Genomic DNA, 23,417 nt, shown 5'->3' with positions numbered 1-23,417 from the left:
ATGAATCCGAGAGTTTTAGAATTAATAAAAAATCCGAAAAATATTCAGTTGGAAGACCTTGGTCTTTTGAAAGAAGAGATTCACACTTTTCCTTATATCCAGAATATCAGGGCGCTCCATCTGTATGGAGTACACCTGTACGAAAAAGAGAACTATCAGAAGGAACTCTCTACAACAGCGGCCTATACTACAGATAAAAAAATTCTGTATCAGCTGATCAATGGAAAGATCAGACAAGAACCAAAAGCTGAAATTGCTGAAGAAAAGAAGCCATCTAAAACCGTTGAAAAGCCTGCACAATTAGCCCTGAAAACTAAATCTTTCCCTATTAAAAGAGAAGAAGAAGCTGCGGTGGAGAAATTGGCAGAGGAGAAGGAAAAAGCATGTGTTTTACCAATTGCACATGAGGTTAAAGCTATTTATGTAAATGGTGAGCGAAACAGGATCTTATTTGAAGGAGAAGAAAATTTCCTGAATGAACAGAATTCTGAAACAATAGATATTGAATCTACTCTGGAATCAGGAACCCTGGTAACGCAAAAGGCTGAGCCTGCATCAGAACAACCTGTTCAGAAATCGAAAGAAGAAGCACAGGCTGAAACAGAGGAAAAAGCAGGAGAAAACTTTACGCCGGAAACTATTATTCATGAAAATCAGATATCTTCAGAAAAAGAAGAAGAAAAAATTGAAGAAAGCGAAAATACAAGTTTCCATGAAGTAGCATCTTTATTGCCTGAAGGAAATATTGAAGATGAAATAGCAGAAGAACCTGCTCAGCAAAAAGCAGAAAATGCAGGAGAAAACTTTACACCGGAAATCATTATTGATGAAGATCAGATTTCTGATGAAAAAGAAGTAAATAGTAATGAAGAAAGGCACTCCGCAGATGTATCTGATGCTGAAGTAAGCTTCCATGGTACCGATTCATTTATGCCGGACGTTAAAATCCAGGCAAACAATGAAGAAACTATTGAGACCGTTGAAATTTCCCAGCCGAATGTTAATAAACATGAAGAGGAAATGAGACGTCTGATCGAAGAGGTTGAGAAAAAGATGAAGGAGACCAAGTCTGTTTCGCAGGAAGAAAAGACAGAGTCTGAATCCATTGAAGATCATGAGATTAGCTTTGCTGAGACCCAGAGTTTTCATTTTTGGTCAACAAGTGACGAGAAACCAGCGCAAATTGAAGAAAAGCTGGTGCAGGAAGAAATTATTGAAAACCCATTACCTGTAGAAGAAAATACTGACGATAAAGCTGCAGAAGAAAAAGAAGAAAAAATGCCTGAAGTTCATTCAGCATGGAAACCAATGAGTGTAGAATCTAATGTACCGGATTCCTTAATCAATAAATCTGAAAAAGTATCAGCTCCTGAAATAAAAGCTCCGGCAGAAGAAGTAACTCCTGTTGTAAAACCTGAAGCAGTTATAGAAGAGGTACAGCATTCTGAGGCAGTTGAAGATGTTAAGACAGATGCTCAGGACGAAGGTCATCAGGCAGAAGAAACTCTGGAAGAATCTGTATCAACTGAAGTCATTGAAGAAGAAAAAGCTGAAACAGAAACTTTAAAAGAAGATGTTCCTGTAATGAATGTTTCGTTCTTCGGAACCGATATTTCTACACTTAAAGTTGAAGAAAAGCAGGAAGAAAAGAAAGAAGAGCCTGTAGAAAAAGTACAGGAGGTAACTATGAAGAATACAACTCAGTCACCAGTAGACAGCAATGTTCCCGGTTTTATCAATACATGGCAAAGCTGGCTGAAGATAGACAGAAAACAGGAAATCGAAAAGGAAAAGTCGGTCATTAAAGAAAAGGCTATTGAAACCTTTATTGAGAACAACCCTAGGATCAGTCAGTTAAAAGAAGAAAGTACTTATGTTGTAAAAGAAAAGAACGACGATATCTCGCATCTGATGACGGAGACCCTGGCTAATCTTTATTTTGAACAGAAACTATATACAAAAGCAATAAAAGCGTTTGAAATACTAATCAAAAAGACTCCTGAGAAAAAAGAATATTTTGAATCCAGAATTCAGGATATTAAGGATTTCAGAAGCAAGAATTAAAAATAAAAAAGTACTGTTCTAATCAGTACTTTTTTTATTTTATCAACTCTGGGAATCGTTTTTACTTCCTCTCAACTTTCTCCAGGCTTTCCGTCCAAATACAATAACAAGAATTAATGTAACTAAGGCGAAGATTGCAGCAATAACAGGAGCAGCCATTGCGAGAACAGACATAAGCCCTGCGCCTGCAGTTTCTGTTGTTCCTACCACAGAATTCCCCAATCCTCCGGTTGTGGCTGTGGAGGCGGCCCGTATTCCCGCAAACCCGGAACTGATGGTAGCTGCTGTACCTCCACCGGCTATTAAAGCCAATGCCCATTGCGGAAAAGTTCCAAGCTCAGTAAACTGGCTGGCAAATAATATAGAGCCGGCAACCGTTGCCATAGGAATAGATACGGTATCCAGCAAATGATCAATAAAAGGGATATAGTAGGCCAGAATCTCAACAATGGTGGCTATTCCGGTTGTAATAAGCGTAGGCAGCCCCGCAAGCCATTCAAAGTGCTCATTCATAGGGATCCAGTGGAAGTAAGAGGCAATACTTACAATAAACATAGGGAGAAAGACCCGGAAGCCCGTAGCTGCAGCCAGTCCAATGCCGATAAATGCACTGATGATATAAGAAAAATAGGGAACATTGTCTAACATATTAATTTTCAGATTTATTGTTTTCCCTAAATTACAAAAACTATATGATATTAAATGTTGCAGATTTTAAGCGCAGGTTCTGTGATGCTTGATCTGAACTTTACTGCTCTTGAATAAAAGCAAAGCATCTACGCCGCCATCTGTGTTTATCTTTGCCTTCCATGAAAAATAAACTTCAGTGGAACTTTATTAATATCAGATCATTGAAAGCAGATCACTTTTTCTGCGCTTCACAAAGTTTGATAAACTGAGCCTCCACATCCTGGAATTTTGCCGGCATCTCAGAAGAAACCCAAAACAGCATAGCCATTGTTTTCTCTCCGAAAGATTGTTTAAAAAGTTCCTTATTCAGTCGGTAGCATTCTCTCAGCAATCTCTTGATACGGTTCCTGTGAACAGCCCGCTTAAAATATCTTTTAGACACAGAAACACCAAACTTTCCTGTAGGTATAGGAATACTGGGTTTGTCTTTCAGAATGATAATTCTCAGATTTCCGCTGGTTCTCCATTTGCCTTTCTCAAAAAGCAAACTGATCTCCGTATTTTTTTTGAGCTTCTCCGCTCTGGGATATTTGGAATTCTGCATTAATCTTTTTTCTTCACTAAATGATTAATCACTTCAGCTGCAGCATACAACCCAAAAATAGCAGGAATAAAACTGATAGTGCCATAGAATGACTTTTTGAAGTTACTTCCATCAGTCATTTTAAGACTTTCCTCCTTCTGGATTTCATTGGAGAATACACATCTGATCCCTTTATTGATTTTTTCTTTTTTCAGCCTTTTTCTGACCTGTTTTGCAAGGAAGCAATTGTGGGTCTTGCTGATGTCCCTTACCATTACCATGCTTGGGTCAGTTTTTCCACCAGCACCCATTGAGCTTACAATCTTGATTTTTCTTCTTCTGGCAGCTTTTATTAAACAGATTTTCGGAGTTACACTGTCGATACAGTCAAGAACATAATCGAACTTTCCGGAATCAAGCACTTCATCCATTCTTTCCGGATTCAGAAACTCATTGATTTTGGTTAAATGAAGCTGTGGGTTGATGTCCAGCAGTCTTTCAGCTACCACTTCTACTTTATGCTTTCCAACCGTTGAGTGTAATGCAGGAAGTTGTCTGTTGATATTGGTAATATCTACCGTGTCACCATCTACAATGGTCATATTGCCTACACCGGCTCTTGCCAGAAATTCTGCGGCAAAAGAACCTACTCCCCCTAAGCCTACAACAAGTACATTGGCTTTGGTAAGTTTATCCAATCCATCTTCCTTTATCAAAAGTTCAGTTCTTTCCAGCCAGTATTTATCCATTTTTTATCGTGTGTAAATTTTCTAAAATTTGTTCATTGAGTTGTTCCAAAGAAATTCCTTTTATTTCCGAAACCTTATGATACAATTCTTCGATGTTAAAATCTTCATTGTCAGTTTCTAAAAAGATTTTGTCTGATGGAGTGTTTTTCAAAATATCCTGCAAAGATAAATTATACAAAACAGCTTTTCCAAAACTCAGGTAAAAATTATTGGCAAGAAGATCCTCCGCAATTTGGTGCTTTTTATTAAAACCATGGATAATCATGGGTTGTTCGGCCCTCTTCTTAAATGAAATGACCTCATAAAATTTTCTTACACAATGAATAATCAGAGGTTTTTTTACTTCGTTGGCGATCTTTATCTGTCTTAAAAAAACTTCCTCCTGAATTTTCTGATCAAGAGAAACCAAAGAATCCAAACCGCATTCTCCAATAGCAAAACAGTTTTGGAATATCATGCTTTTCATCCGGGAAAATTGCTCTTCCATATTGTTAATGTCAATATCCTGGGGATGAATTCCTATAGAATAAGGAAAATCAGGTGGCATCTGGCCGATCTCCAGGTTATAAATTCCGTTTCTGATATATTTCTTATGATGGTGAAAATCAAAAAAATCCATATTCAAAAGTAAGTAATTTCAGATTTAATCTAAAATTATTAAACGATCGTTTATAAATGTGTTAAAAATTTCTTAACTTTACTCAAAGTACACTTCATGAAAAAAAAATTTACAGAAAAACAGATTCACATACTGGATATTGCAGAAGAGCTGATTGCAAAAAAAGGATACGAGGGAACTTCTGTAAGAGATATTTGTTCTAAAGCAAATATCAACGTCGCCATGATCTCTTATTACTTCGGTTCTAAAGAGAAAATGATGTCTTATCTCTATCAGTACAGGGTATTGAAGACCAGAGAGAATTTTTCAGAATTTGCAGATACCATCAAAGACGGTAAACCGGAAATGCAGCTGCGTGAGATGATTAAGTATATCGTTGCTCAGCTTTTCAAGTATAATTATTTCCATGGGTTTGTGACCCAGGAGCTCCGCCATACAGAAAATCTGAAAGATGAGCTGCTTGATTTCTATCAGCTGTTTGTGAAAAAACTGGATGATGTCATTAAGAAAGGGGTTGCGTCAGGTGTTTTTACATTTACTCCCAAGCCTGAGGATATTCTTACCATGATCATCGGGTCTACTTTATTTGTGATCAGAAATAAAAACTTTTATGAGCTGTATGTTCCCAGTAAAAATGAAGAAACTTACGCAAAAGAAGCTGAGAAAAAGGTGAGAATGAATCTTTTATTAAGTGTTTTTGCAATTTTGGGATACGCTGCAGACTAAAATTACGTTAAATATTCATAAAAAAAAATCTATTGACAAAAAAGTTATATTTTTGCAAATTAGTAAATCGGCTGTATAATCCGAAAACTGTTGAATTTTTTATATGAAAAAATATATTTTAGGTCTTTTTGCTGTAGCGGTGGTTACTTCTTGTGTAAGCCAGCAGGAAAGAGCAATGAGGAGTGCTGATAAAGATTTTATCTTGAAAGCAGCTAATGAAAACTTCGCCAAGAAAAAGTGGAAAAACGCTTTAGCTCTTTATGACAGACTTGCTAATCTTGTGGCGGGAACAGATGATTTCCCTAATGTAGGTTTCAATACAGCGTACGCCAACTATTATGACAAAAGTTATAAGTTGGCAGGGCATCAGTTTAAAAATTTCGCAGTAAGTTTTCCAAAGGACCCTAGAGCAGAAGAGGCAGCATATATGTCTGCGTTGTGCTATTATGAAGGATCTATGGATTACAATCTGGATCAGTCAAGTACCGAATTGGCGATTAATGAGCTTCAGGACTTTCTGAACAATTATCCTAACTCTGAAAGATCTAAGAATATCAGTCAGTTAATTGATGAATTGTCTTATAAGCTGGAATTTAAGGCTTATGAAAATGCAAGACAATACTACAAAATGGGCGAATATAAGGCCGCAAATGTAGCATTTGATAATGTTCTGGAAGATTTTCCAAGTACAAAACTTCGTTCAAAAATTTATGATTATATCATGAAGTCCCGTTACGAGCTGGCAATGAAATCCGTGTATAATCTTAAAGAAGAACGTATTGAGAGTGCTTTAACCTATACAAAACTGGTAGAAAAAGAACTTCCGGATACGGAATATTCTAAAACTGCTGTAGATCTGAGAGGAAAACTGGAAAAGGAAAAACAGAATTTTGCCGTTGTTAAAAAACAGACTGAAGCGAGAATGGCTGCCCTAACAGCAAGACAGAAAAAAGAAGCTGAAAAACTGGCAGATAAAGATAAAACCGAGCAGCAGATTAAAGATCAGATCAGCAATGAAAAGAAAGCAATGCAGTTACAGAGGGACAGTGCGGCACTTAAGACCCCTCCTCCGGCAGCGACTTTCAAAATTCAAAGATAATTCGTAAATTTGCCATCTTAAAATAAAATAATTTTCTCAAAATGAGTGTAAAAGATACAAAAGCAGAAGTAAATACAATTACTTACGATAAAGATAAGATTGAAGATAAAGTAGGTTCAATCTATGAAGCTATTGTTATCATGGGAAAGAGAGCAGAGCAGATTAATGCGGAGATCCGTACGGAACTTCACAATAAACTGGATGAATTTGCTGTTCACAATTCTACATTAGAAGAGGTTTTCGAAAACAGAGAACAAATTGAGATCTCTAAACATTACGAAAAGCTTCCAAAGCCTACTTCAATTGCTATTGAAGAATGGTTAAACGATGATGTCTATTTCAGAAAAACAGAAGAGAGAAAATAATCATCTGTGTTTTAATAAATCAAGGTCATAAAGGAATTCACTTCTTTTATGACCTTTGTTGTTTTAAAGCCTCATTGTGTGGGAAAAAATAAGTACTTTAGTATTTCAAAAATTAGAACTAAATGAGTGTTTCCGGTAAAAAAATACTTATCGCTGTCTCCGGAGGAATTGCGGCTTATAAAATTCATTTCCTGATCAGGGATTTTGTGAAAAAAGGAGCAGAAGTACAGGTTATTATGACTCCTGACGCAGAAAACTTTGTGACAAAATTAAGCCTGTCTACATTATCCAGAAAACCGGTGTATTCAGATTTTTATGGAGATAACGGAACATGGAACAGCCATGTGGAAATGGCTTTGTGGGCAGATGTCATGATTGTTGCTCCCTGTACAGCCAATACTTTAGCTAAAATGGTCCACGGAATGTGTGATAATCTGGTTATTGCAACTTATATGTCTGCAAAATGCCCGGTGTTCATTGCTCCTGCCATGGATCTTGATATGTATGCGCATCCTTCCACTAAAAAAAATCTGGAGCTGGCAGAAAGCTTCGGGCATATGATTATACCTGCAGAGAGCGGAGAGCTGGCGAGCGGATTAATCGGACAAGGAAGAATGGCTGAACCGGTTACGATCTTTAATACTGTTGAACATTATTTTACTTCCCATAACCACTCCGGCAGTCTTGAGGGGAAAACTGTTTTAATTACGGCCGGACCTACCTATGAAGCTATTGATCCGGTAAGATTCATCGGAAACCATTCATCGGGAAAGATGGGGTTTTCTCTTGCAGAGGAAGCTTCGAAAAGAGGAGCAAAAGTGATTCTGATTTCCGGACCAAGTTCCCAAACCATAAACGAACCAAATGTTGAGCTTCATAAAGTGACTTCAGCAAAAGAAATGCTGGCAAAAGTTTTTGAGTTTTATGACAGAATAGACATTGGAATTGCAAGTGCCGCCGTAGCAGACTATGCTCCCAAAGAGGTGGCTAAGGAAAAAATCAAAAAGAATGATGAAAACCTTACAATAGAACTGGTTAAAAATCCGGATATCCTTAAAACGATGGGAGAAAAGAAAACCCATCAGTTCCTGGTAGGATTTGCGCTTGAAACCCAAAATGAAGAGGAAAATGCAAAAGGAAAGCTCGAAAAGAAAAATCTGGATATGATTGTTCTGAACTCTCTTCGTGATGAAGGAGCCGGTTTTAAAAATGATACCAATAAAATCAAGATATTTACCAAAACAGAAAAGAAGGAGTTCAACCTGAAATCCAAAGATGATGTGGCAAAAGATATTCTCGATTTTGTTGAGTCTCAACTTTTAAAATAATTTTAATAAATTTCCGTTCTCAATTTTTAATAGACAATGAAAAAAATTATAAGTTTATTTTTTCTGTTTTTTCTATACACCCAAAGTTTTTCCCAGGAGTTGCTGGCAACGGTGCAGGTAAACTCCCAGCAGTTGGGAGGAAGTAATCAGCAGGCGTATAAGGCATTGGAGAAGAGTCTCAGGGACTTTATCAATAATACCAGCTGGACAGGCAAAAAACTTCAGAATTTTGAAAAAATAAAATGTGCTTTTTCCATTGTTATTTCGGAAAGAGATGTTAATAAATTCAAAGGAACTATCGTTATTCAGGCGGTAAGACCTGTTTATAATACTACCTATGAATCTCCTTTGCTGAACCTTCAGGATCAGAGGTTTGCTTTTGAATATATTGAAAATGAGAGTCTTATTTTTAATGAAAGGCAATTTTCAGGAAAAAATCTTACAGATGTAATCAGTTTCTATATTTATGTGATTCTGGGGATGGATGCAGACAGCTTCCAGTCTATGGGAGGATCACAATGGTATGCAAAAGCACAGCAGATTGCCCAGAATTCCCAAAACAGAAACTATGAGGGCTGGAATACCATCAACGAGCCCAGAAGCCGTTCTATTTTGATTAACGAAATCATGAACCCTAACTGGAGTCAGCTGCGTTCTACCATTTATACCTATCACAGAGCAGGACTGGATAACCTTTTCAATCAGGACCAGACGCCTGGAAAAAAAGTGATTTTTGATGCCCTGATGCAATTGAAAATGTATGAGAACAGTTTTCAGCAGGCATTTTTCTTTAACCTGTTCATGGATACCAAAAGTGATGAAATCTTCAATATTTTCAATTCCGGAAATAACGGAGGTCTGATTCTCAATGATCTTAAACAAACAATGATCATCCTTTCTCCAAAGAATATAGATAACAAATGGAATAAGTGGAAAGTCTAGAGGTTTCCGGATAAGTTAAATACTCAGCATTATGAATGAGAGTAGTGAAAAAACATTTTCTCAATTCATTAAAAAAAAACTTATTTTTACATTTCAAACTGAAATTGGATTATAACCCGGATTATCAATGCTTTCGAGAATTTACATTAAAAACTTTGCCCTGATTGATACCCTTGAAGTATCATTGAAAAATGGTTTACAGGTTATTACCGGAGAAACAGGAGCTGGAAAATCTATTATTTTAGGTGCTCTCCGGCTTATTTTAGGAGAGAGGGCGGATGTAAAATCTATCGCTAAAACTGAAGAAAAAAGCGTGGTGGAAACTGAGTTTTCACTCAACAATCAGTTTAAAAAATTCTTTATAGAAAACGATCTGGACTACGAGCTTCAGACCATAATCCGAAGAGAGATTCTTCCTTCAGGGAAATCACGTGCATTCATTAATGATGTTCCGGTAACATTGGATATCCTTAAAGAGCTTTCCTCTCAACTGATCGATATCCATTCCCAGTTTGAAACTTCCAATCTTTTTACCGCTGAATATCAGTTTAAAATTATTGACGGATTATCTGAAAATAAAAAGCTTATTGAAGAATATCAGCAGGAATTTTCTGATTTTCAAAATCTTAAGCTGCAGCTGAAAAAGCTGAAAACCCAACTTGCAGAAACCAACAAAGAAAGTGATTACAAAGAGTTTTTACTAAACGAATTGGAAGAGCTGAAGCTGGATGATGTGGATTATGAAGATATCCAAAATCAACTTTCTGTTCAGGAAAATGCCGGTATGATCTCCGAAAATCTCGGGCAGATCCTGTCCAGGTTTCATCAGGAAGAAATAGGAATTCTGTCTTTCTTTAATGAAGCTACCAATAAGCTTTCAAAAATTTCTGGTATTTCTGCCAGTTTCGCAGAATTGGATGAAAGGCTGGAAACCTCATTTGTTGAGCTTAAAGACATCATTTCCGAATTGGAACATGCAGCAGAAAGAGTAGAAATTAATCCCGAAAATCTCGTATACCTTACCGATCTGAACAATAAAATCAATGCTTTGTTTCTTAAACATAATGTTTCAGAACTGAATGAGCTGATAGAAATCCGAAACCAGCTGGCAGGAGATCAGAAAGGAGCTTCAGATCTGGAGTTACAAATTGAAGAAACAGAAGAAAATATTTCTCAGAAAGAAAAAACACTTCTGAGCCTTGCTTCAAAACTTTCAAAGAACAGGCATAAGAACATTTCCGTTTTCATCAAAAAAGCAGAAAATCTTCTTAAGAAATTAGGGCTTGAAAAAGCGAAGGTGGATATTGTACTGCAGGATGCTGATGAATTCAATCAGTTTGGAAAGGAAAATATCCAGCTGTTGTTTCAGGCCAATTCCGGTTTCCCTTTAAAACCAATCCAGACAGCGATTTCAGGAGGAGAAAGATCAAGAGTGATGCTTGCTGTAAAGAAGATTATTGCAGAAAGCGACGAACTTCCAACTTTGATTCTGGACGAAATTGACACCGGAGTGTCAGGAAAAGTAGCAGAAGAAATTGGAAATCTTATGCGTGAAATGTCTGAAGATATGCAGCTGATTGTTATTTCCCACCTTGCACAGGTTGCCGCCAAAGGAAACGACAACTATAAAGTCATAAAGCAGGATATTTCCGGCAGAACACAGTCTACAATTATTCCTTTGAACAGCGAAGAAAAACTGAACGAGATTGCCCAGCTTCTTTCCGGAAGTAAAATTACGGAAGCTGCTTTAGCTCAGGCGAAAGAGCTTATCGGACAATAATAAAATCACACTTTTCCTGAAAAAATTGTAACATATTTTACATTATATTTACTAATGTAAAAAACTAACATATGTTTCTAAAGTTCCTTAGGCTTGAAATCAAAAGCTTCTTTCGTGGTACTTCTTTAGGGATCAATCTGACTATGAAAATACTCCGGTTTATCGGAATACTTTATTTCATGGGCTGTCTGGTAGGAGGAGCTTTTATTGCTTTTTTCTATGTGCAGGAGGAAATGCACCAGAATCCTTTAAAAGTGGTTTCAAAATTTCTGATTGTTGGCTGGATCATTGATCTTGCCCTCAAATACCTCTGGCAGGAAATTCCTACACAGAATATTAAGCCGTTCCTCACCCTGAATATTCGGAAGAATACATTGGTCAATTATATGCTGGCTAAAACTTTTCTTTCGGCATTCAGCTGGTTGAGTTCCTTGTTCTTCATTACATTTTCAATCATTGCTGTATTCAACGGATATAGTATTCCCGGGATATTACTCTGGCTTATAGGGGTGATTTCATTGCTCTATCTGAATAATTTCATTAATATTTTCTTCAACGGTAAGGAGACCCTTGCAGTGATCATTGGTGTATGCTTCCTGATTGTGGGAGCGTTGGCATATTACAATATTATTCCGGTTTTGTCTTATTCTGAGTCTGTATTCTTCAGCTTTTATGAAAAACCTTACTTTGCTTTGATCCCTGTTGTATTGTTTATAATATTGTGGTGGATATGTTTCCGTTACCTTCGTAACGAATTTTATCTTGACCAGGGGCTTGAAGCGAAGAAAACCATTGGAAAAACAGAAAATATAGCTTTCTTAAATAAATATGGAGTTACCGGTACATTTATCAATAATGATATAAAAATGCTGAGACGTAATAAAGTGACCAAAGGCATTTTGCTGGGCAGCTTTATGTTTCTGTTCTACGGATTACTGATGTTTACCTCTTCACTTTACAAAACTCCTGCAATGATGATGTTTATGGGGCTTTTTGTAACAGGAGGCTTCCAGTTTCTGTTTGGGCAGAGAGTACCGGCTTTTGACAGTTCATATTATCCGTTGATGATGACTCTGAATGTTCCTTACAAAGAATATCTGAAAGCAAAATGGTGGCTGATGAATATTGTAACAGCGGCTTCTGTGATTATAGCTCTTTGTTATGCGTATTTTGGCTGGGAAGTTTATATTACCTTTTTTGCAGCCGGATTATACAATATTGGAGTGAACTCCCAGTTTACCTTATGGTCAGGTGCCTTTAATAAAACCCAGATTGATCTGAATTCAAAAGAAAAAAGAATGGGGCAAAAAGGAAGTTTCAATCTCGTGGCAATGCTTCTGCTGGTTCCAAAAATGCTTCTTCCAATGGGCGTATTTGCGGTGACAAAATATTTCTCGGGAATTACAGGAGGCGTAATAAGTATTGCCGTCATAGGAATTATCGGGTTTTTCCTGAGAGAAAAAATCTTCGATATCATTGTAAAACATTATAAGAAAGAAAAATACAGCACCCTTGATGCATTTAAAAATAAAAGTTAAGCCATGATCAATATCCATAATTTATCCAAAACATACGGAACAGCAACCGTTCTTAATATCGAACATCTTGAAATTCCAAATGGGGAAACATTTGGTCTTGTAGGAAATAACGGGGCGGGAAAAACAACGCTTTTCAGCCTGATGCTGGATTTGATTCAGGCTTCTACAGGATATGTAAGTATCGATGGTATTAAAGTTAATGAATCCGAAGCGTGGAAGAATAAAGTTTCAGCCTTTGTGGATGATACATTCCTCATCGGTTACCTTACTCCTGAAGAATATTTTTACTTCATCGGAGAGTTGAGAGGCGAGAATAAGGCATCTGTAGATGAATTTCTGAAACCTTTTCATGATTTTTTCAATGGGGAGATTCTTAAATCCGGCAAATATATCCGTGACCTTTCAAAAGGGAATCAGAAAAAAGTAGGAATTGTGGGGGCAATTATCGGAAATCCTGAGATTATTATTCTTGATGAACCGTTTGCCAACCTGGATCCATCTACGCAGATCAAGCTCAAAAACCTTATCAAGGAACTGTCTAAGCAGGATGGAGTTACTTTCCTGATATCGAGTCATGATCTTTCTCACACCACGGAAGTGTGCAACAGAATTGTCGTTGTGAATAAAGGTCTTTTGGTTAAGGATATTCAGACCAATCCGGAAACCTTGAAAGATCTTGAGCAATATTTTGCAGATCAGGTTTCAGTTTCGGATATTTAATACCACAAAAAAAAGGTATGAATACGATAGAATCACAGAACGTAACAGATTATCCAAATAGCAATACTATTTTCATGATCTGGAAACTTAATGACAGTCCACAGCTGAAGGATGTTTTTCAAAGGCTGTGCGCTTTGGTTTTAAATCTTAATAATTCGGTTTTTAACCGTTTTCCGGACAGCAGGGCAAGCTGTGTGATGGGAATTGGGGCCGAAGCATGGAGAAAGCTGGAACTTCCAACACCTCCTCCCAAGGAATTAGTGAGTTTTGAAGAAATAAAAGGAATAAAACATACTGCTGTTTCCACTCCCGGAGATCTTCATTTCCACCTGAGAGCAGATAACAAAAGTCTGATCTTTGATATGGCTGTGGAAATATCCAAACTGCTAAGCTCGATAGGTGAAAGTATTCTGGAGATTCATGGATTCAAATACTGGGATGCACGCTCCATTCTTGGTTTTGTAGACGGAACGGAAAATCCGCATGGGGACGACCGGGATTACTTTGCAAAAATCGGAGATGAAGACCTTCAGTATAAAGGCGGGAGCTATCTTTTCGTACAGAAATACCTTCATAATATGGACGCATGGAAAGGATTATCCACAGAAGAGCAGGAAAAAGTGATCGGAAGGTCAAAAGAAAATGATATTGAGATGTCTGATGATGTAAAACCTTCAAACTCTCACATTGCCTTAGCCAATATCGAAGGTGAAAATGGAGAAGAGCTGAAAATTGTCAGAGACAATATGCCTTTCGGAAGCCCTTCTACCAATGACTTTGGGACCTATTTTATTTCTTATGCAAGCACGTTTACGACTACCAGAAAGATGCTGACCAATATGTTTATAGGTAACCCACCGGGAAATTATGACAGAATTTTAGACTTCAGCACAGCAGTTACCGGAACGCTTTTCTTTGTTCCTACCAGAAATATGCTTGATGAATTCTCAGGATAAAATACAAGGCTGTCTCTTCCAGGGCAGTCTTTCTTATTTAATTAAGTACAGCAAATAAAATTTTTTTTAAAAACGTGTAACCTTTTTTTGTTTTCATTGTCTTTAGTATAGAAACAGCATAAGCATGAAACTCTTGTTCGGAAATAAAAAGAATGATTTGTTGAGCCTCCTGAAAAAACAGGACCCGGCTGCACAGAAGATTTTCTATGAACAGAATGTAAAGAAATTTCTGAGTGTAAGCAAAAGCTATGTAAGCGATTTGTACCAGGCGGAAGATTGCCTTATTAAAGCATTCTGTAAAATTTTTAAGCATATAGAAAGCTTCAGAGGAGAGTCGAACCTGGAAAGCTGGGCAAGAAGAATTGTGGTCAATGAATGCCTTAATTTTATCAAAAGTCATAAAACAGTTTTCTATCTGGATGAGATCAACCAATCTTTTCATGAAGATATCCACGAAACGGAGATTGACTGTGACTTTAATGCACAAGAGCTTCTGGATCAGCTGCCTGATGCTTACAGAATGGTTTTTAACCTGTACGTACTGGAAGGATATTCTCATCAGGAAATTGCCGATACTTTGCAGATTTCAATTGCCGTGAGTAAAACACAACTGTTCAGGGCAAAAGAAAAATTAAGAAAGATCTACTTTCAACAACAAAAAAAAGTGAAAAATGAAAACGTTTAAAGATAATATTGAATTTCAGATCAAAAAGCAGATTGATGAAAGGGAGATCGCTCCGTCCCGTGATCTGTGGTCTGAAATAGAGTTTCATAATAACAGTAATCGTTCACCAAGGTTACAAGTGAAATGGGGTTTAATAGCTGCATGTTTAATATTAACCTTTGGTTTGGGTACTGTTCTGTTTTTTCTTAATCAGCCTGCGGAAATTCATCCTGAAATTGTAAAGGAAACAGAAAAAACTCCTGTTGACAGTATTATAAAAGATCCGGTTCAGAACAGCATTCCGCTGGCAGCTGAGAATAATGATAAAAAAGACATAAAAAAAATACCTGCTCAGGCTCAGGATAAAGAGGAAGTAGTTTCTGCTGTGGCAATAGGATCAGAGAAACTGATTCCTAAAGAAACAGTCCCTGCAAAGAAACCGGAAATTCTCCAGATTTCCACTCCTAAGCTCATGGCAAAAGCCGATTCTTTAAAAACTCCGGTTAAAAAGAAGAAATATGTAGACCCATCCACGCTACTATTTTCAGTAGAGCATAAAGACGTTATCGAAAAAACGAAGGATGGAAGCAATGTTGCTACTACTATTGACTTGAATGCCAGGTAATTTATCCGAAATTTAAAAATTAATAAATATGATCAAGAAATTAATCGTAATGGGATTACTATGCTTTGTTTCAGCATCTTTCCATGCACAAAAGACCTTCAATATTAACCTGTCTTCCAAAAAAGATACTGAGGTAAGCCCGATTGTCAAAGAAAAAGTGGAAGAATATGCCGCTAAGATCAATGCCATTATCCAGGAAGAAAAAAAGCTGATGGAAGAGGAACTTAAGGTGTTGCAGGCCAGAAACCTGGATAAGGCTGAATTCGACAGAGAAAAAGCCCAGATTGCAGATCGCTATTCCGAGAAAATGGATAAAAGAATTGAAGAGCTGGGATTTGATCTGGATGATGTGATTCAGAAGCAGGTAAGATATTCCCTTCTGAATACTGATGTGACTTCCAATGAAGAACTTAAAGAAAAGCTGTTGAAAAAATTCCGTCCTACCAGAAGCTTTACGGGATATTTCTCTTACGGAATCATGGCACTGACAAACAGTTCTCAGGATAACGAGCTTGATAAGAACATCGGATATGCAAATAATCTGGAATTTGGACTGAAACTGAATTATCAGCTTAGCAGAACCAGCCCGTGGGCGATTACTTCAGGATTAGGGTTTTCCTGGAGAACCGTCAGAACAGATAATAATATGTACTTTGCAAAAAGCGCAAACCAGGGAGTAGCTTTGGTTCAGGCTAATCAAAATCTGGACAAAAGTAAGCTGAGAACGGGATATATTATCGTTCCCCTTGGAGTACAGTATAACTTCTCAAAACTCAAAAATGCAGGTATGGATATCCAGTACCGTAGTTACTATACCGGATTTAAAATAGGAGCGAATGTATATGGAGGAGTGAAAATGTCTACGAATAACATTGTGAAAGACGGTGACGGAGAAAGAAGAGACCGAGGAAATTATCAGGTTAATCCTTTTGTGTATGGGGCACAGCTTACTCTTTCTTATAACAGCTTCAGCATATTTGTAAAAAAAGATTTCAGCAATTTCTTTAAGGACGGCTATTTTAAAAATGATAAAGCGCTGATATTCGGCTTAGCCATCGGATTGGATTAAAATATATTTGATTGCAAAACAAAAACTCCGGGAGCAAGTCTTCCGGAGTTTACATAGTATCAGTTATATAATCATTATTTTAAGCTTCCTACCATATCTTCAGGTTTTACCCATTCATCAAACTGTTCAGCAGTTAACAGACCAAGATTGATGGCTTCCTCTTTTAATGTCGTACCATTTTTATGGGCTGTTTTAGCAATCTTAGCGGCGTTTTCATATCCGATGTGGGTATTTAAAGCCGTAACAAGCATCAAAGATTTGTCTACAAGCTCCTTAATTCTCTCATGATTTGGCTCAATACCTACGGCACAATGGTCGTTGAAAGAAATACATGCATCAGCAATCAATTGGGCAGACTGTAAGAAATTAAAAGCCATTACCGGTTTGAAAACATTCAGCTCGTAATTCCCCTGAGTTCCGGCAAACGAAATGGTAGTATCATTTCCTAAAACCTGTGCGCAAACCATGGTCATTGCTTCATTCTGGGTCGGATTTACTTTTCCTGGCATAATAGAAGATCCCGGCTCATTTTCAGGTATATGAATTTCCCCGATTCCTGAACGCGGTCCCGAAGCCATGAGTCTAATATCCTGAGCAATTTTGAACAGAGATACAGCCAGCTGCTTTAATGCGCCGTGGCTTTCAACAATGGCATCGTGAGCAGCAAGAGCTTCAAATTTATTTTCAGCTGTAACAAAAGGATGTTTTGTAAATTGAGCAATATATTCAGCTACTTTTACATCATAGCCGTTAGGAGTATTCAGACCCGTTCCTACAGCAGTTCCTCCTAATGCCAGCTCAGAAAGATGAGGTAATGTATTTTTTAAAGCTCTCAATCCGAATTCAAGCTGAGCCACATATCCGGAAAATTCCTGTCCGAGAGTAAGTGGAGTAGCATCCATCAGGTGGGTTCTTCCGATTTTGACAATATCTTTGAAAGCTTTCGATTTTTCAGCCAGCGTATTCTTTAATTTTTCCACTGCAGGAATTGTTGCTTCCACCACTTTTGTATAAGCAGCGATGTGCATGGCTGTAGGATAAGTATCATTCGAAGACTGAGATTTGTTCACATCGTCATTCGGGTGAATTTCAGACTTTTCGCCCAAATTTCCTCCATTATTAACATGAGCTCTGTTGGAGATTACCTCATTCACATTCATATTTGACTGTGTTCCCGAGCCTGTCTGCCAGATCACTAAAGGAAACTGGTCATTCAATTTTCCTTCCAGTATTTCATCACATACTTTCGCTATCATATCCCTTTTTTCGGCAGGAAGTACTCCCAGATCGGTATTGGCATAGGCGGCTGCTTTTTTAAGATAAGCAAAAGCTTCAATGATTTCATGCGGCATTGAGCCTTCAGGTCCTATTTTGAAATTGTTTCTGGAACGTTCTGTCTGTGCACCCCAGAATTTATCTGCAGGTACCTGCACTTCTCCCATGGTGTCTTTTTCTATTCTGTAATTCATAGTGGTTGAAATTTGTATGATCTTTATTTTTGAGCCAAAAAATTGTTGACATTACTCATATTTAATGAAATAAATAATGTTTTGCCTTATTTACTTAGCTTCTATAAAGGTACTTATAAACTCAGAAATCTACAATTTATAATCATTATAAATATCAATTTAAGTGACTGATTTTACTCATATTTTTTTAAGGAGGTGTATTTTTGTACAAACAAAAATTGAATGGATTTTAGATATCAGGATCCGTATCCTATTCAGAAAGATGATACGGTGTACAAAAAACTTACATCAGATTATGTAAAGGTTGAAAAACTGGGTGACAGAGAAATTTTAACAGTAGATCCGAAAGGATTGGAATTATTGGCAGAAGAGGCCATGGCAGATGTTTCTTTCATGCTTCGTTCCTCACACCTGGAAAGCCTTAGAAGAATTATTGATGATCCTGAAGCTACAGATAATGACAGATTCGTTGCTTACAATCTTTTACAGAACGCTGCAGTAGCGGTTGAGGGAGCTCTTCCTTCATGCCAGGATACAGGTACAGCGATTGTAATGGGAAAGAAAGGTGAAAATGTATATACGGGAGTGGATGATGGCGAATACCTTAGCAAAGGAATCTTCAATACTTATCAGAAAAGAAACTTAAGATATTCTCAGGTCGTTCCTTTAACGATGTTTGATGAAAAGAATTCCGGATCCAACCTTCCGGCTCAGATTGATATCTATGCTAAAAAAGGAGATTACTACGAATTTTTATTTTTGACAAAAGGGGGAGGTTCAGCCAACAAAACATTCTTATACCAGAAAACAAAATCTTTACTGAACGAGAAATCTCTTGAAGAATTCATCAAAGAAAAGATTTCAGACCTTGGAACGGCTGCCTGCCCGCCATACCACTTAGCATTGGTAATCGGAGGTACTTCAGCAGAAGCCAACCTTGCGGCTGTTAAAAAAGCGTCAGCAAAATATTACGATAATCTTCCGACAGAAGGAAACGAGGCCGGACAGGCGTTCAGAGACCTTGAATGGGAAGCCAGAGTTCAGAAAATCTGCCAGGAAAGTGCCATCGGAGCTCAGTTTGGAGGAAAATACCTTACTCACGACGTAAGAGTGATCAGACTTCCGAGACACGCTGCATCTTGTCCTGTAGGAATGGGAGTTTCATGTTCTGCAGACAGAAATATCAAAGGAAAAATAACAAAAGAAGGAATTTTCCTTGAGCAATTGGAGCAGGATCCGAAAAGATTCTTGCCTGATACACCTCCGCATCTGGAAGAAGCTGTTGAGATCAATCTGAATAAGCCAATGCCGGAAATTCTTGCAGAGCTTTCCAAATACCCGATCAAAACGAGACTGAAGCTGAACGGAACATTGATCGTGGCCAGAGACATCGCTCACGCAAAAATCAAAGAAATTATTGACAATGGTAAGCCAATGCCTGATTATTTCAAAAATCACCCGATCTATTATGCAGGACCTGCAAAAACTCCGGAAGGAATGGCTTCAGGAAGCTTCGGACCTACAACTGCAGGAAGAATGGATGTTTATGTAGATGAATTCCAGAGCCATGGCGGAAGTATGATTATGCTGGCAAAAGGAAACAGAAGTAAAGATGTTACCAATGCATGTAACAAATACGGAGGTTTCTATCTTGGATCTATCGGAGGACCAGCTGCCATCCTTGCCAAAGACAATATTGTATCTGTAGATGTTGTAGACTTCCCTGAATTAGGAATGGAAGCCGTAAGAAAAATTGAAGTAAAAGACTTCCCAGCATTCATCATTACTGATGATAAAGGCAACGATTTCTTCGCAGATCTTGCCCATTAATTAGTTTAAAATTAAAATAAATAACAAAATAGAACGCTGATCTTTTGTGTAAAAAGGAAAAAAGTTCTATTTTTGCCTAAAATCTTTAAGAGAATGATAACGATTTTATCAGCATTTTGGCCGTTCTACCAGTTCCTATGGACTGTTTTCTTCATTACTATGTTCTTAGTAGGATTCTGGTGTATTTTTATGTTCTTCGGATTAGTAATCCCAATGTGGCTAACTGAAGGTTTGAAAGAGTATTTCGGAAAAGTAAAACCTTTCGATCCTGAAGACATCAGAAGAAAGCTTATTACTGAGCAGGAAGGTGTAGAGGTTATTTATAACGAGCCTAAAGGGAACGGACCTTTCATTCACGATCACGGACATCATCATTAATTGATTGTCATTGCTTTTTCACCTGAATTCTGAAAAAGTAATATCAAAGCAAAACAACATATATGAACCGCTTAATTTTTAAGCGGTTTTTCTATTTGATATTTCCCAGGCTTCTCATGAATTTTTCTGGATTATTTTCCCCGAAAACTGAAATATTTACCAGCGACTGAATAAAAACAGGCAATATGAATAAAAATTAATCCTATATTCGATAAAAAAATAGGACATGAGAAAATTTTATTCCGTTGCTTTTCTGCTGATTGCCATGTGTGTTTTTGGACAGATCAGTTATACAATTTCACCCAATCCGTTTAATGAAACAGATGCTATTACGCTTACAGTTCCCGGAGACCAGATTGACGAATCTGCCTGGGGCGTTTCCAATAATGCCATTTACATATGGACCTGGTCTTTGGATACCAATTATCAGAACAGCCAGGATTGTCCAACCAATGGAAGCTGGAACAACTCCAATGATTTAAATAAGCTGAATTATAATGCAGCAACGGACAGCTATTCGCTTACCTTTACTCCAACTGCCTTCTTTGGTAGAACAGGAATCGGCAGGTTCGGGTTTTTATTAAAAGATAAAACAGGATCACATCAGACCTCGCCGGACATTTTTGTCAATGTGGGGATTTTAAGCTTAAGTCTTACCAATCCTCTGGCAAACAGCCTGACCTCTGTTCCGGCAGGTAATTCCATCAATATTACTGCTACAACCAATGTCAACGCAACATTTCAGTTAAAAGCCAACGGAACTGTTGTAAACTCTACCACAACACCATCTCAATCCTATTCTTACAGTTATACCGTTACTCAGGATGCAAGCATGGAGCTTACAGCAACACAGGGATCCAGTTCAAAAAGTGTCGCATTTATTCTCCAGGTTCCGAGAAATGTGGTTTCTGAAGCAATACCGAACTGGATAAAACAAGGAATCAATTATCACCCGACAGATCAGACCAAAGCAGGGCTTGCCTTATATGCTCCAGGAAAAAGTTTTGTCCATGTTATCGGAAGTTTCAATAACTGGATGGTCAATGATAATTATTTAATGAAAAGAGATACCACCAATCCTGATCTGTACTGGATTGAATTGATTGGTTTGACTCCTCAGCAGCTTTATACCTTTCAATACAGGACAAATGATCTGAGAAAAGTAGCAGACCCTTATTCACCACAAATCTTGTCTTCTTATGATGATCAGTGGATTTCAACTGCCACTTACCCGAACTTACCTGCATTTCCGGCAGGGCAGGGTTTTGAAGTTTCAACATTTAAAACCGGGCAGACAGCTTATAACTGGCAGGTGACCAACTTTCAAAGGCCGGCAAAAGAAAACCTGGTAGTCTATGAATTATTATTAAGAGACTTTACACAGGAAAAGAACTGGCAGTCATTGATCAATAAAATTTCTTATCTGAAGAATTTAAAAATCAATGCTATTGAATTGCTTCCCATCATGGAATTTGACGGAAACCTTTCATGGGGATACAATACTTCCTTCCATTATGCATTGGACAAAGCTTATGGAACTCCTGAAAAATTCAAAGAATTTGTAGACCTGTGCCATCAGAACGGAATTGCTGTTATTCTTGATGTTGCATTTAATCACGCTACGGGACGTTCCCCTTTGGTAAGGCTTTGGAATATAGATCCGGATGGCGACGGTTATGGAAATGTAGCTCCGGACAATCCTTACTTTAATCAGGTTCCGAAACATTCATATAATGTATTCAATGACTTTAACCATACAAGTCCTTCAACGCAATATTACGTTGAAAGATGCCTTCAGCAATGGCTGACAGAATATCACATAGACGGATTCCGCTGGGATCTAACCAAAGGATTCACTCAGAGCTGTTCTGAAAATGATGAAGCCTGTACCAATGCCTATCAGCAGGACAGAGTGGATATTATGAAACACTATGCAGACAGGCAATGGGCAATCGATCCGAATTCCTACATGATTTTTGAACATTTGGGAACAGATGCGGAAGAGCAGCAGTGGGCCAACTACAGAATAGCCGAAGGAAAAGGCGTTTTGCTTTGGAATAAACAGACAGATCCTTATAATCAGAATACGATGGGATATAAGGAAAACAGTAATTATGACCGTATGAACCACAGCCTTCACGGTTTTACCAACATGAGTGCTGTAGGCTATGGAGAAAGTCATGATGAAGAAAGGCTGATGTTTAAAAACCTTGCCTATGGTGCAGTAAACGGAAGTTATGATGTTAAAAATCTGAATACTGCTCTTGACAGAATGAAAACTTTCGGTGCAACTTTCTTTACTATTCCCGGCCCGAAAATGATCTGGCAGTTTGGAGAATTAGGCTATGAATTCAGTATCAACAGATGTGCAGACGGTAGTATCAGCAGTGGCTGCAGAACCGATGAGAAACCTGTTGCATTTACGCTGGGATATGATACCAATGCCAGCAGAAAAGCAGTATATGATACCTGGGCTAAAATCATTACCATCAGAAATGCCCATCAGATTTTTAAAACCAAAACATACAGCATAGAATCCAATAACCTTACGAATGACCCCAACGGGCTGATCACCAGAATTTACCTGTACGATACATCTATTACTACAGGAATAAAAAATGTTGTGGTATTGGCCAATTATACAACTTCCGCACAAAACGTGGTTCCTTATTTCCCTTATACAGGCCAATGGCAGAACCTGATGGATGACAGTATTTCGGATGTGGTTTCTACAACGGCTCCCATCACTTTGCAGCCGGGAGAATTCAGAATCTTTGGAAATTATGCAGGTGCTTTGTCTGCAGCAGATATAAATGCAGGCAACAAATTATCACTTCAGATTGCGGATAATCCGGTACAAAACGGTACGGCAAAATTAATTTTTAATAAAGTGAAAAACGGAGAAATTTCCATTTTTGATATGACCGGTAAAAGGTTGAGTTCATTCAAACTGGATAAAGAAAACGGCACATATGAGGTCAAAGTGAACTATCCAGCCGGGACCTACCTGGTACATCTGAAATCAGACACAGGAATAGCAACTCAAAAAATGATTGTTAAGTAAACTAAAAGGCAGATTTGCAGACAGCAGATCTGCCTTTTTTGTCCATTTAAAAAAATAGTCTACTTTTGCAGTAGATTTATCAAGAAAGGTGGAGGGATTTGGCCCGGTGAAACCTTAGCAACCTGCACGGTTCCGGAAGTGCGAAGGTGCTAATTCCAACCCGAGGGGAAGATAAGTGAAATGAATACTCTATATGAATCCCGTTTCTTGAAGTCTTAT

21 protein-coding genes and 1 riboswitch are annotated in these 23,417 nt (G+C 37.8%); of the genes, 16 read left to right on the top strand and 5 right to left on the bottom strand.

Annotated features, from left to right (window positions below; all coding sequences use genetic code 11):
- Positions 1-2,064, top strand: a complete 2,064-nt coding sequence (locus EL165_RS15020; protein ID WP_002983997.1) for a hypothetical protein — start codon at positions 1-3, stop codon at positions 2,062-2,064.
- A 42-nt stretch (positions 2,065-2,106) separates the two neighbouring features.
- Here the strand turns inward: EL165_RS15020 and EL165_RS15015 are convergent, their stop codons facing one another.
- The 4 genes from EL165_RS15015 to EL165_RS15000 all read right to left on the bottom strand — a co-directional run bounded on the left by EL165_RS15015 (position 2,107) and on the right by EL165_RS15000 (position 4,645).
- A complete protein-coding gene (locus EL165_RS15015) occupies positions 2,107-2,712 on the bottom strand; it encodes a DUF4126 domain-containing protein (protein ID WP_002983994.1) in 606 nt (201 codons plus the stop codon).
- A gap of 214 nt (positions 2,713-2,926) precedes the next feature.
- Positions 2,927-3,298 (bottom strand): ribonuclease P protein component, encoded by a 372-nt coding sequence (gene rnpA, locus EL165_RS15010; RefSeq protein WP_002983993.1) that lies wholly within the window; start codon positions 3,296-3,298, stop codon positions 2,927-2,929.
- Positions 3,298-4,026, bottom strand: a complete 729-nt coding sequence (locus EL165_RS15005; protein WP_126358652.1) for a tRNA threonylcarbamoyladenosine dehydratase — start codon at positions 4,024-4,026, stop codon at positions 3,298-3,300. The genes rnpA and EL165_RS15005 overlap by 1 nt, the downstream gene beginning before the upstream one ends.
- Positions 4,019-4,645: a TatD family hydrolase gene (locus EL165_RS15000; RefSeq protein WP_002983987.1), complete on the bottom strand. Its 627-nt coding sequence runs from the start codon at positions 4,643-4,645 to the stop codon at positions 4,019-4,021. The genes EL165_RS15005 and EL165_RS15000 overlap by 8 nt, the downstream gene beginning before the upstream one ends.
- A 96-nt stretch (positions 4,646-4,741) precedes the next feature.
- Between EL165_RS15000 and EL165_RS14995 the strand changes: the two genes are divergently transcribed.
- From EL165_RS14995 to EL165_RS14940, 12 genes are all read left to right on the top strand, one after another.
- Complete coding sequence (locus tag EL165_RS14995; protein WP_002983985.1) at positions 4,742-5,371, top strand: TetR/AcrR family transcriptional regulator; 630 nt, start codon at positions 4,742-4,744, stop codon at positions 5,369-5,371.
- A 103-nt stretch (positions 5,372-5,474) separates the two neighbouring features.
- The gene (locus EL165_RS14990) at positions 5,475-6,470 is read left to right on the top strand and encodes an outer membrane protein assembly factor BamD (RefSeq protein WP_002983983.1); all 996 of its coding nucleotides are present in this window, start codon (positions 5,475-5,477) and stop codon (positions 6,468-6,470) included.
- 41 nt (positions 6,471-6,511) lie between these two features.
- Positions 6,512-6,835: a DNA-directed RNA polymerase subunit omega gene (locus EL165_RS14985; protein ID WP_002983982.1), complete on the top strand. Its 324-nt coding sequence runs from the start codon at positions 6,512-6,514 to the stop codon at positions 6,833-6,835.
- A 122-nt stretch (positions 6,836-6,957) separates the two neighbouring features.
- Positions 6,958-8,163 (top strand): bifunctional phosphopantothenoylcysteine decarboxylase/phosphopantothenate--cysteine ligase CoaBC, encoded by a 1,206-nt coding sequence (gene coaBC, locus EL165_RS14980; RefSeq protein WP_002983980.1) that lies wholly within the window; start codon positions 6,958-6,960, stop codon positions 8,161-8,163.
- A gap of 36 nt (positions 8,164-8,199) precedes the next feature.
- Complete coding sequence (gene porD / locus EL165_RS14975) at positions 8,200-9,105, top strand: type IX secretion system protein PorD (RefSeq protein ID WP_002983978.1); 906 nt, start codon at positions 8,200-8,202, stop codon at positions 9,103-9,105.
- A 127-nt stretch (positions 9,106-9,232) separates the two neighbouring features.
- Complete coding sequence (locus EL165_RS14970) at positions 9,233-10,885, top strand: DNA repair protein RecN (protein WP_002983975.1); 1,653 nt, start codon at positions 9,233-9,235, stop codon at positions 10,883-10,885.
- A 71-nt stretch (positions 10,886-10,956) separates the two neighbouring features.
- Complete coding sequence (locus tag EL165_RS14965) at positions 10,957-12,423, top strand: DUF5687 family protein (protein ID WP_002983974.1); 1,467 nt, start codon at positions 10,957-10,959, stop codon at positions 12,421-12,423.
- 3 nt (positions 12,424-12,426) lie between these two features.
- Positions 12,427-13,143, top strand: coding sequence for an ABC transporter ATP-binding protein (locus EL165_RS14960; protein WP_002983972.1), 717 nt, complete (start codon positions 12,427-12,429; stop codon positions 13,141-13,143).
- A gap of 17 nt (positions 13,144-13,160) precedes the next feature.
- Positions 13,161-14,099 carry a Dyp-type peroxidase gene (locus EL165_RS14955; RefSeq protein ID WP_002983970.1) on the top strand — a complete coding sequence of 313 codons (939 nt, stop codon included), beginning with the start codon at positions 13,161-13,163 and terminating at the stop codon, positions 14,097-14,099.
- Positions 14,100-14,223: 124 nt separating this feature from the next.
- A complete protein-coding gene (locus EL165_RS14950; protein WP_002983968.1) occupies positions 14,224-14,784 on the top strand; it encodes an RNA polymerase sigma factor in 561 nt (186 codons plus the stop codon).
- Entirely contained in the window at positions 14,771-15,388 is a 618-nt protein-coding gene (locus tag EL165_RS14945) for a hypothetical protein (RefSeq protein WP_002983966.1), read from the top strand. Before EL165_RS14950 ends, EL165_RS14945 begins: the two co-directional genes overlap by 14 nt.
- Positions 15,389-15,416: 28 nt before the next feature.
- Positions 15,417-16,457 (top strand): porin family protein, encoded by a 1,041-nt coding sequence (locus tag EL165_RS14940; protein WP_002983965.1) that lies wholly within the window; start codon positions 15,417-15,419, stop codon positions 16,455-16,457.
- 74 nt (positions 16,458-16,531) lie between these two features.
- Here the strand turns inward: EL165_RS14940 and fumC are convergent, their stop codons facing one another.
- Entirely contained in the window at positions 16,532-17,926 is a 1,395-nt protein-coding gene (fumC, locus tag EL165_RS14935; RefSeq protein WP_002983964.1) for a class II fumarate hydratase, read from the bottom strand.
- 222 nt (positions 17,927-18,148) lie between these two features.
- Between fumC and EL165_RS14930 the strand changes: the two genes are divergently transcribed.
- The 3 genes from EL165_RS14930 (at position 18,149) to EL165_RS14920 (ending at position 23,198) form a co-directional block, all read left to right on the top strand.
- A complete protein-coding gene (locus EL165_RS14930; RefSeq protein WP_002983962.1) occupies positions 18,149-19,756 on the top strand; it encodes a fumarate hydratase in 1,608 nt (535 codons plus the stop codon).
- Positions 19,757-19,849: 93 nt separating this feature from the next.
- Positions 19,850-20,134, top strand: a complete 285-nt coding sequence (locus tag EL165_RS14925; protein ID WP_002983960.1) for a hypothetical protein — start codon at positions 19,850-19,852, stop codon at positions 20,132-20,134.
- Between the two features lie 226 nt (positions 20,135-20,360).
- The gene (locus EL165_RS14920; RefSeq protein ID WP_002983959.1) at positions 20,361-23,198 is read left to right on the top strand and encodes an alpha-amylase family glycosyl hydrolase; all 2,838 of its coding nucleotides are present in this window, start codon (positions 20,361-20,363) and stop codon (positions 23,196-23,198) included.
- A 73-nt stretch (positions 23,199-23,271) separates the two neighbouring features.
- Positions 23,272-23,376: riboswitch (SAM riboswitch) on the top strand.
- Positions 23,377-23,417 lie beyond the last annotated feature (41 nt).

The sequence above is a fragment of the Chryseobacterium gleum genome, assembly GCF_900636535.1.
GTDB classification, from domain to species: Bacteria; Bacteroidota; Bacteroidia; order Flavobacteriales; family Weeksellaceae; genus Chryseobacterium; species Chryseobacterium gleum.
The sequence above is the reverse complement of the archived record's forward strand: the minus strand, read 5'-3'. Positions and strand labels throughout refer to the sequence as shown.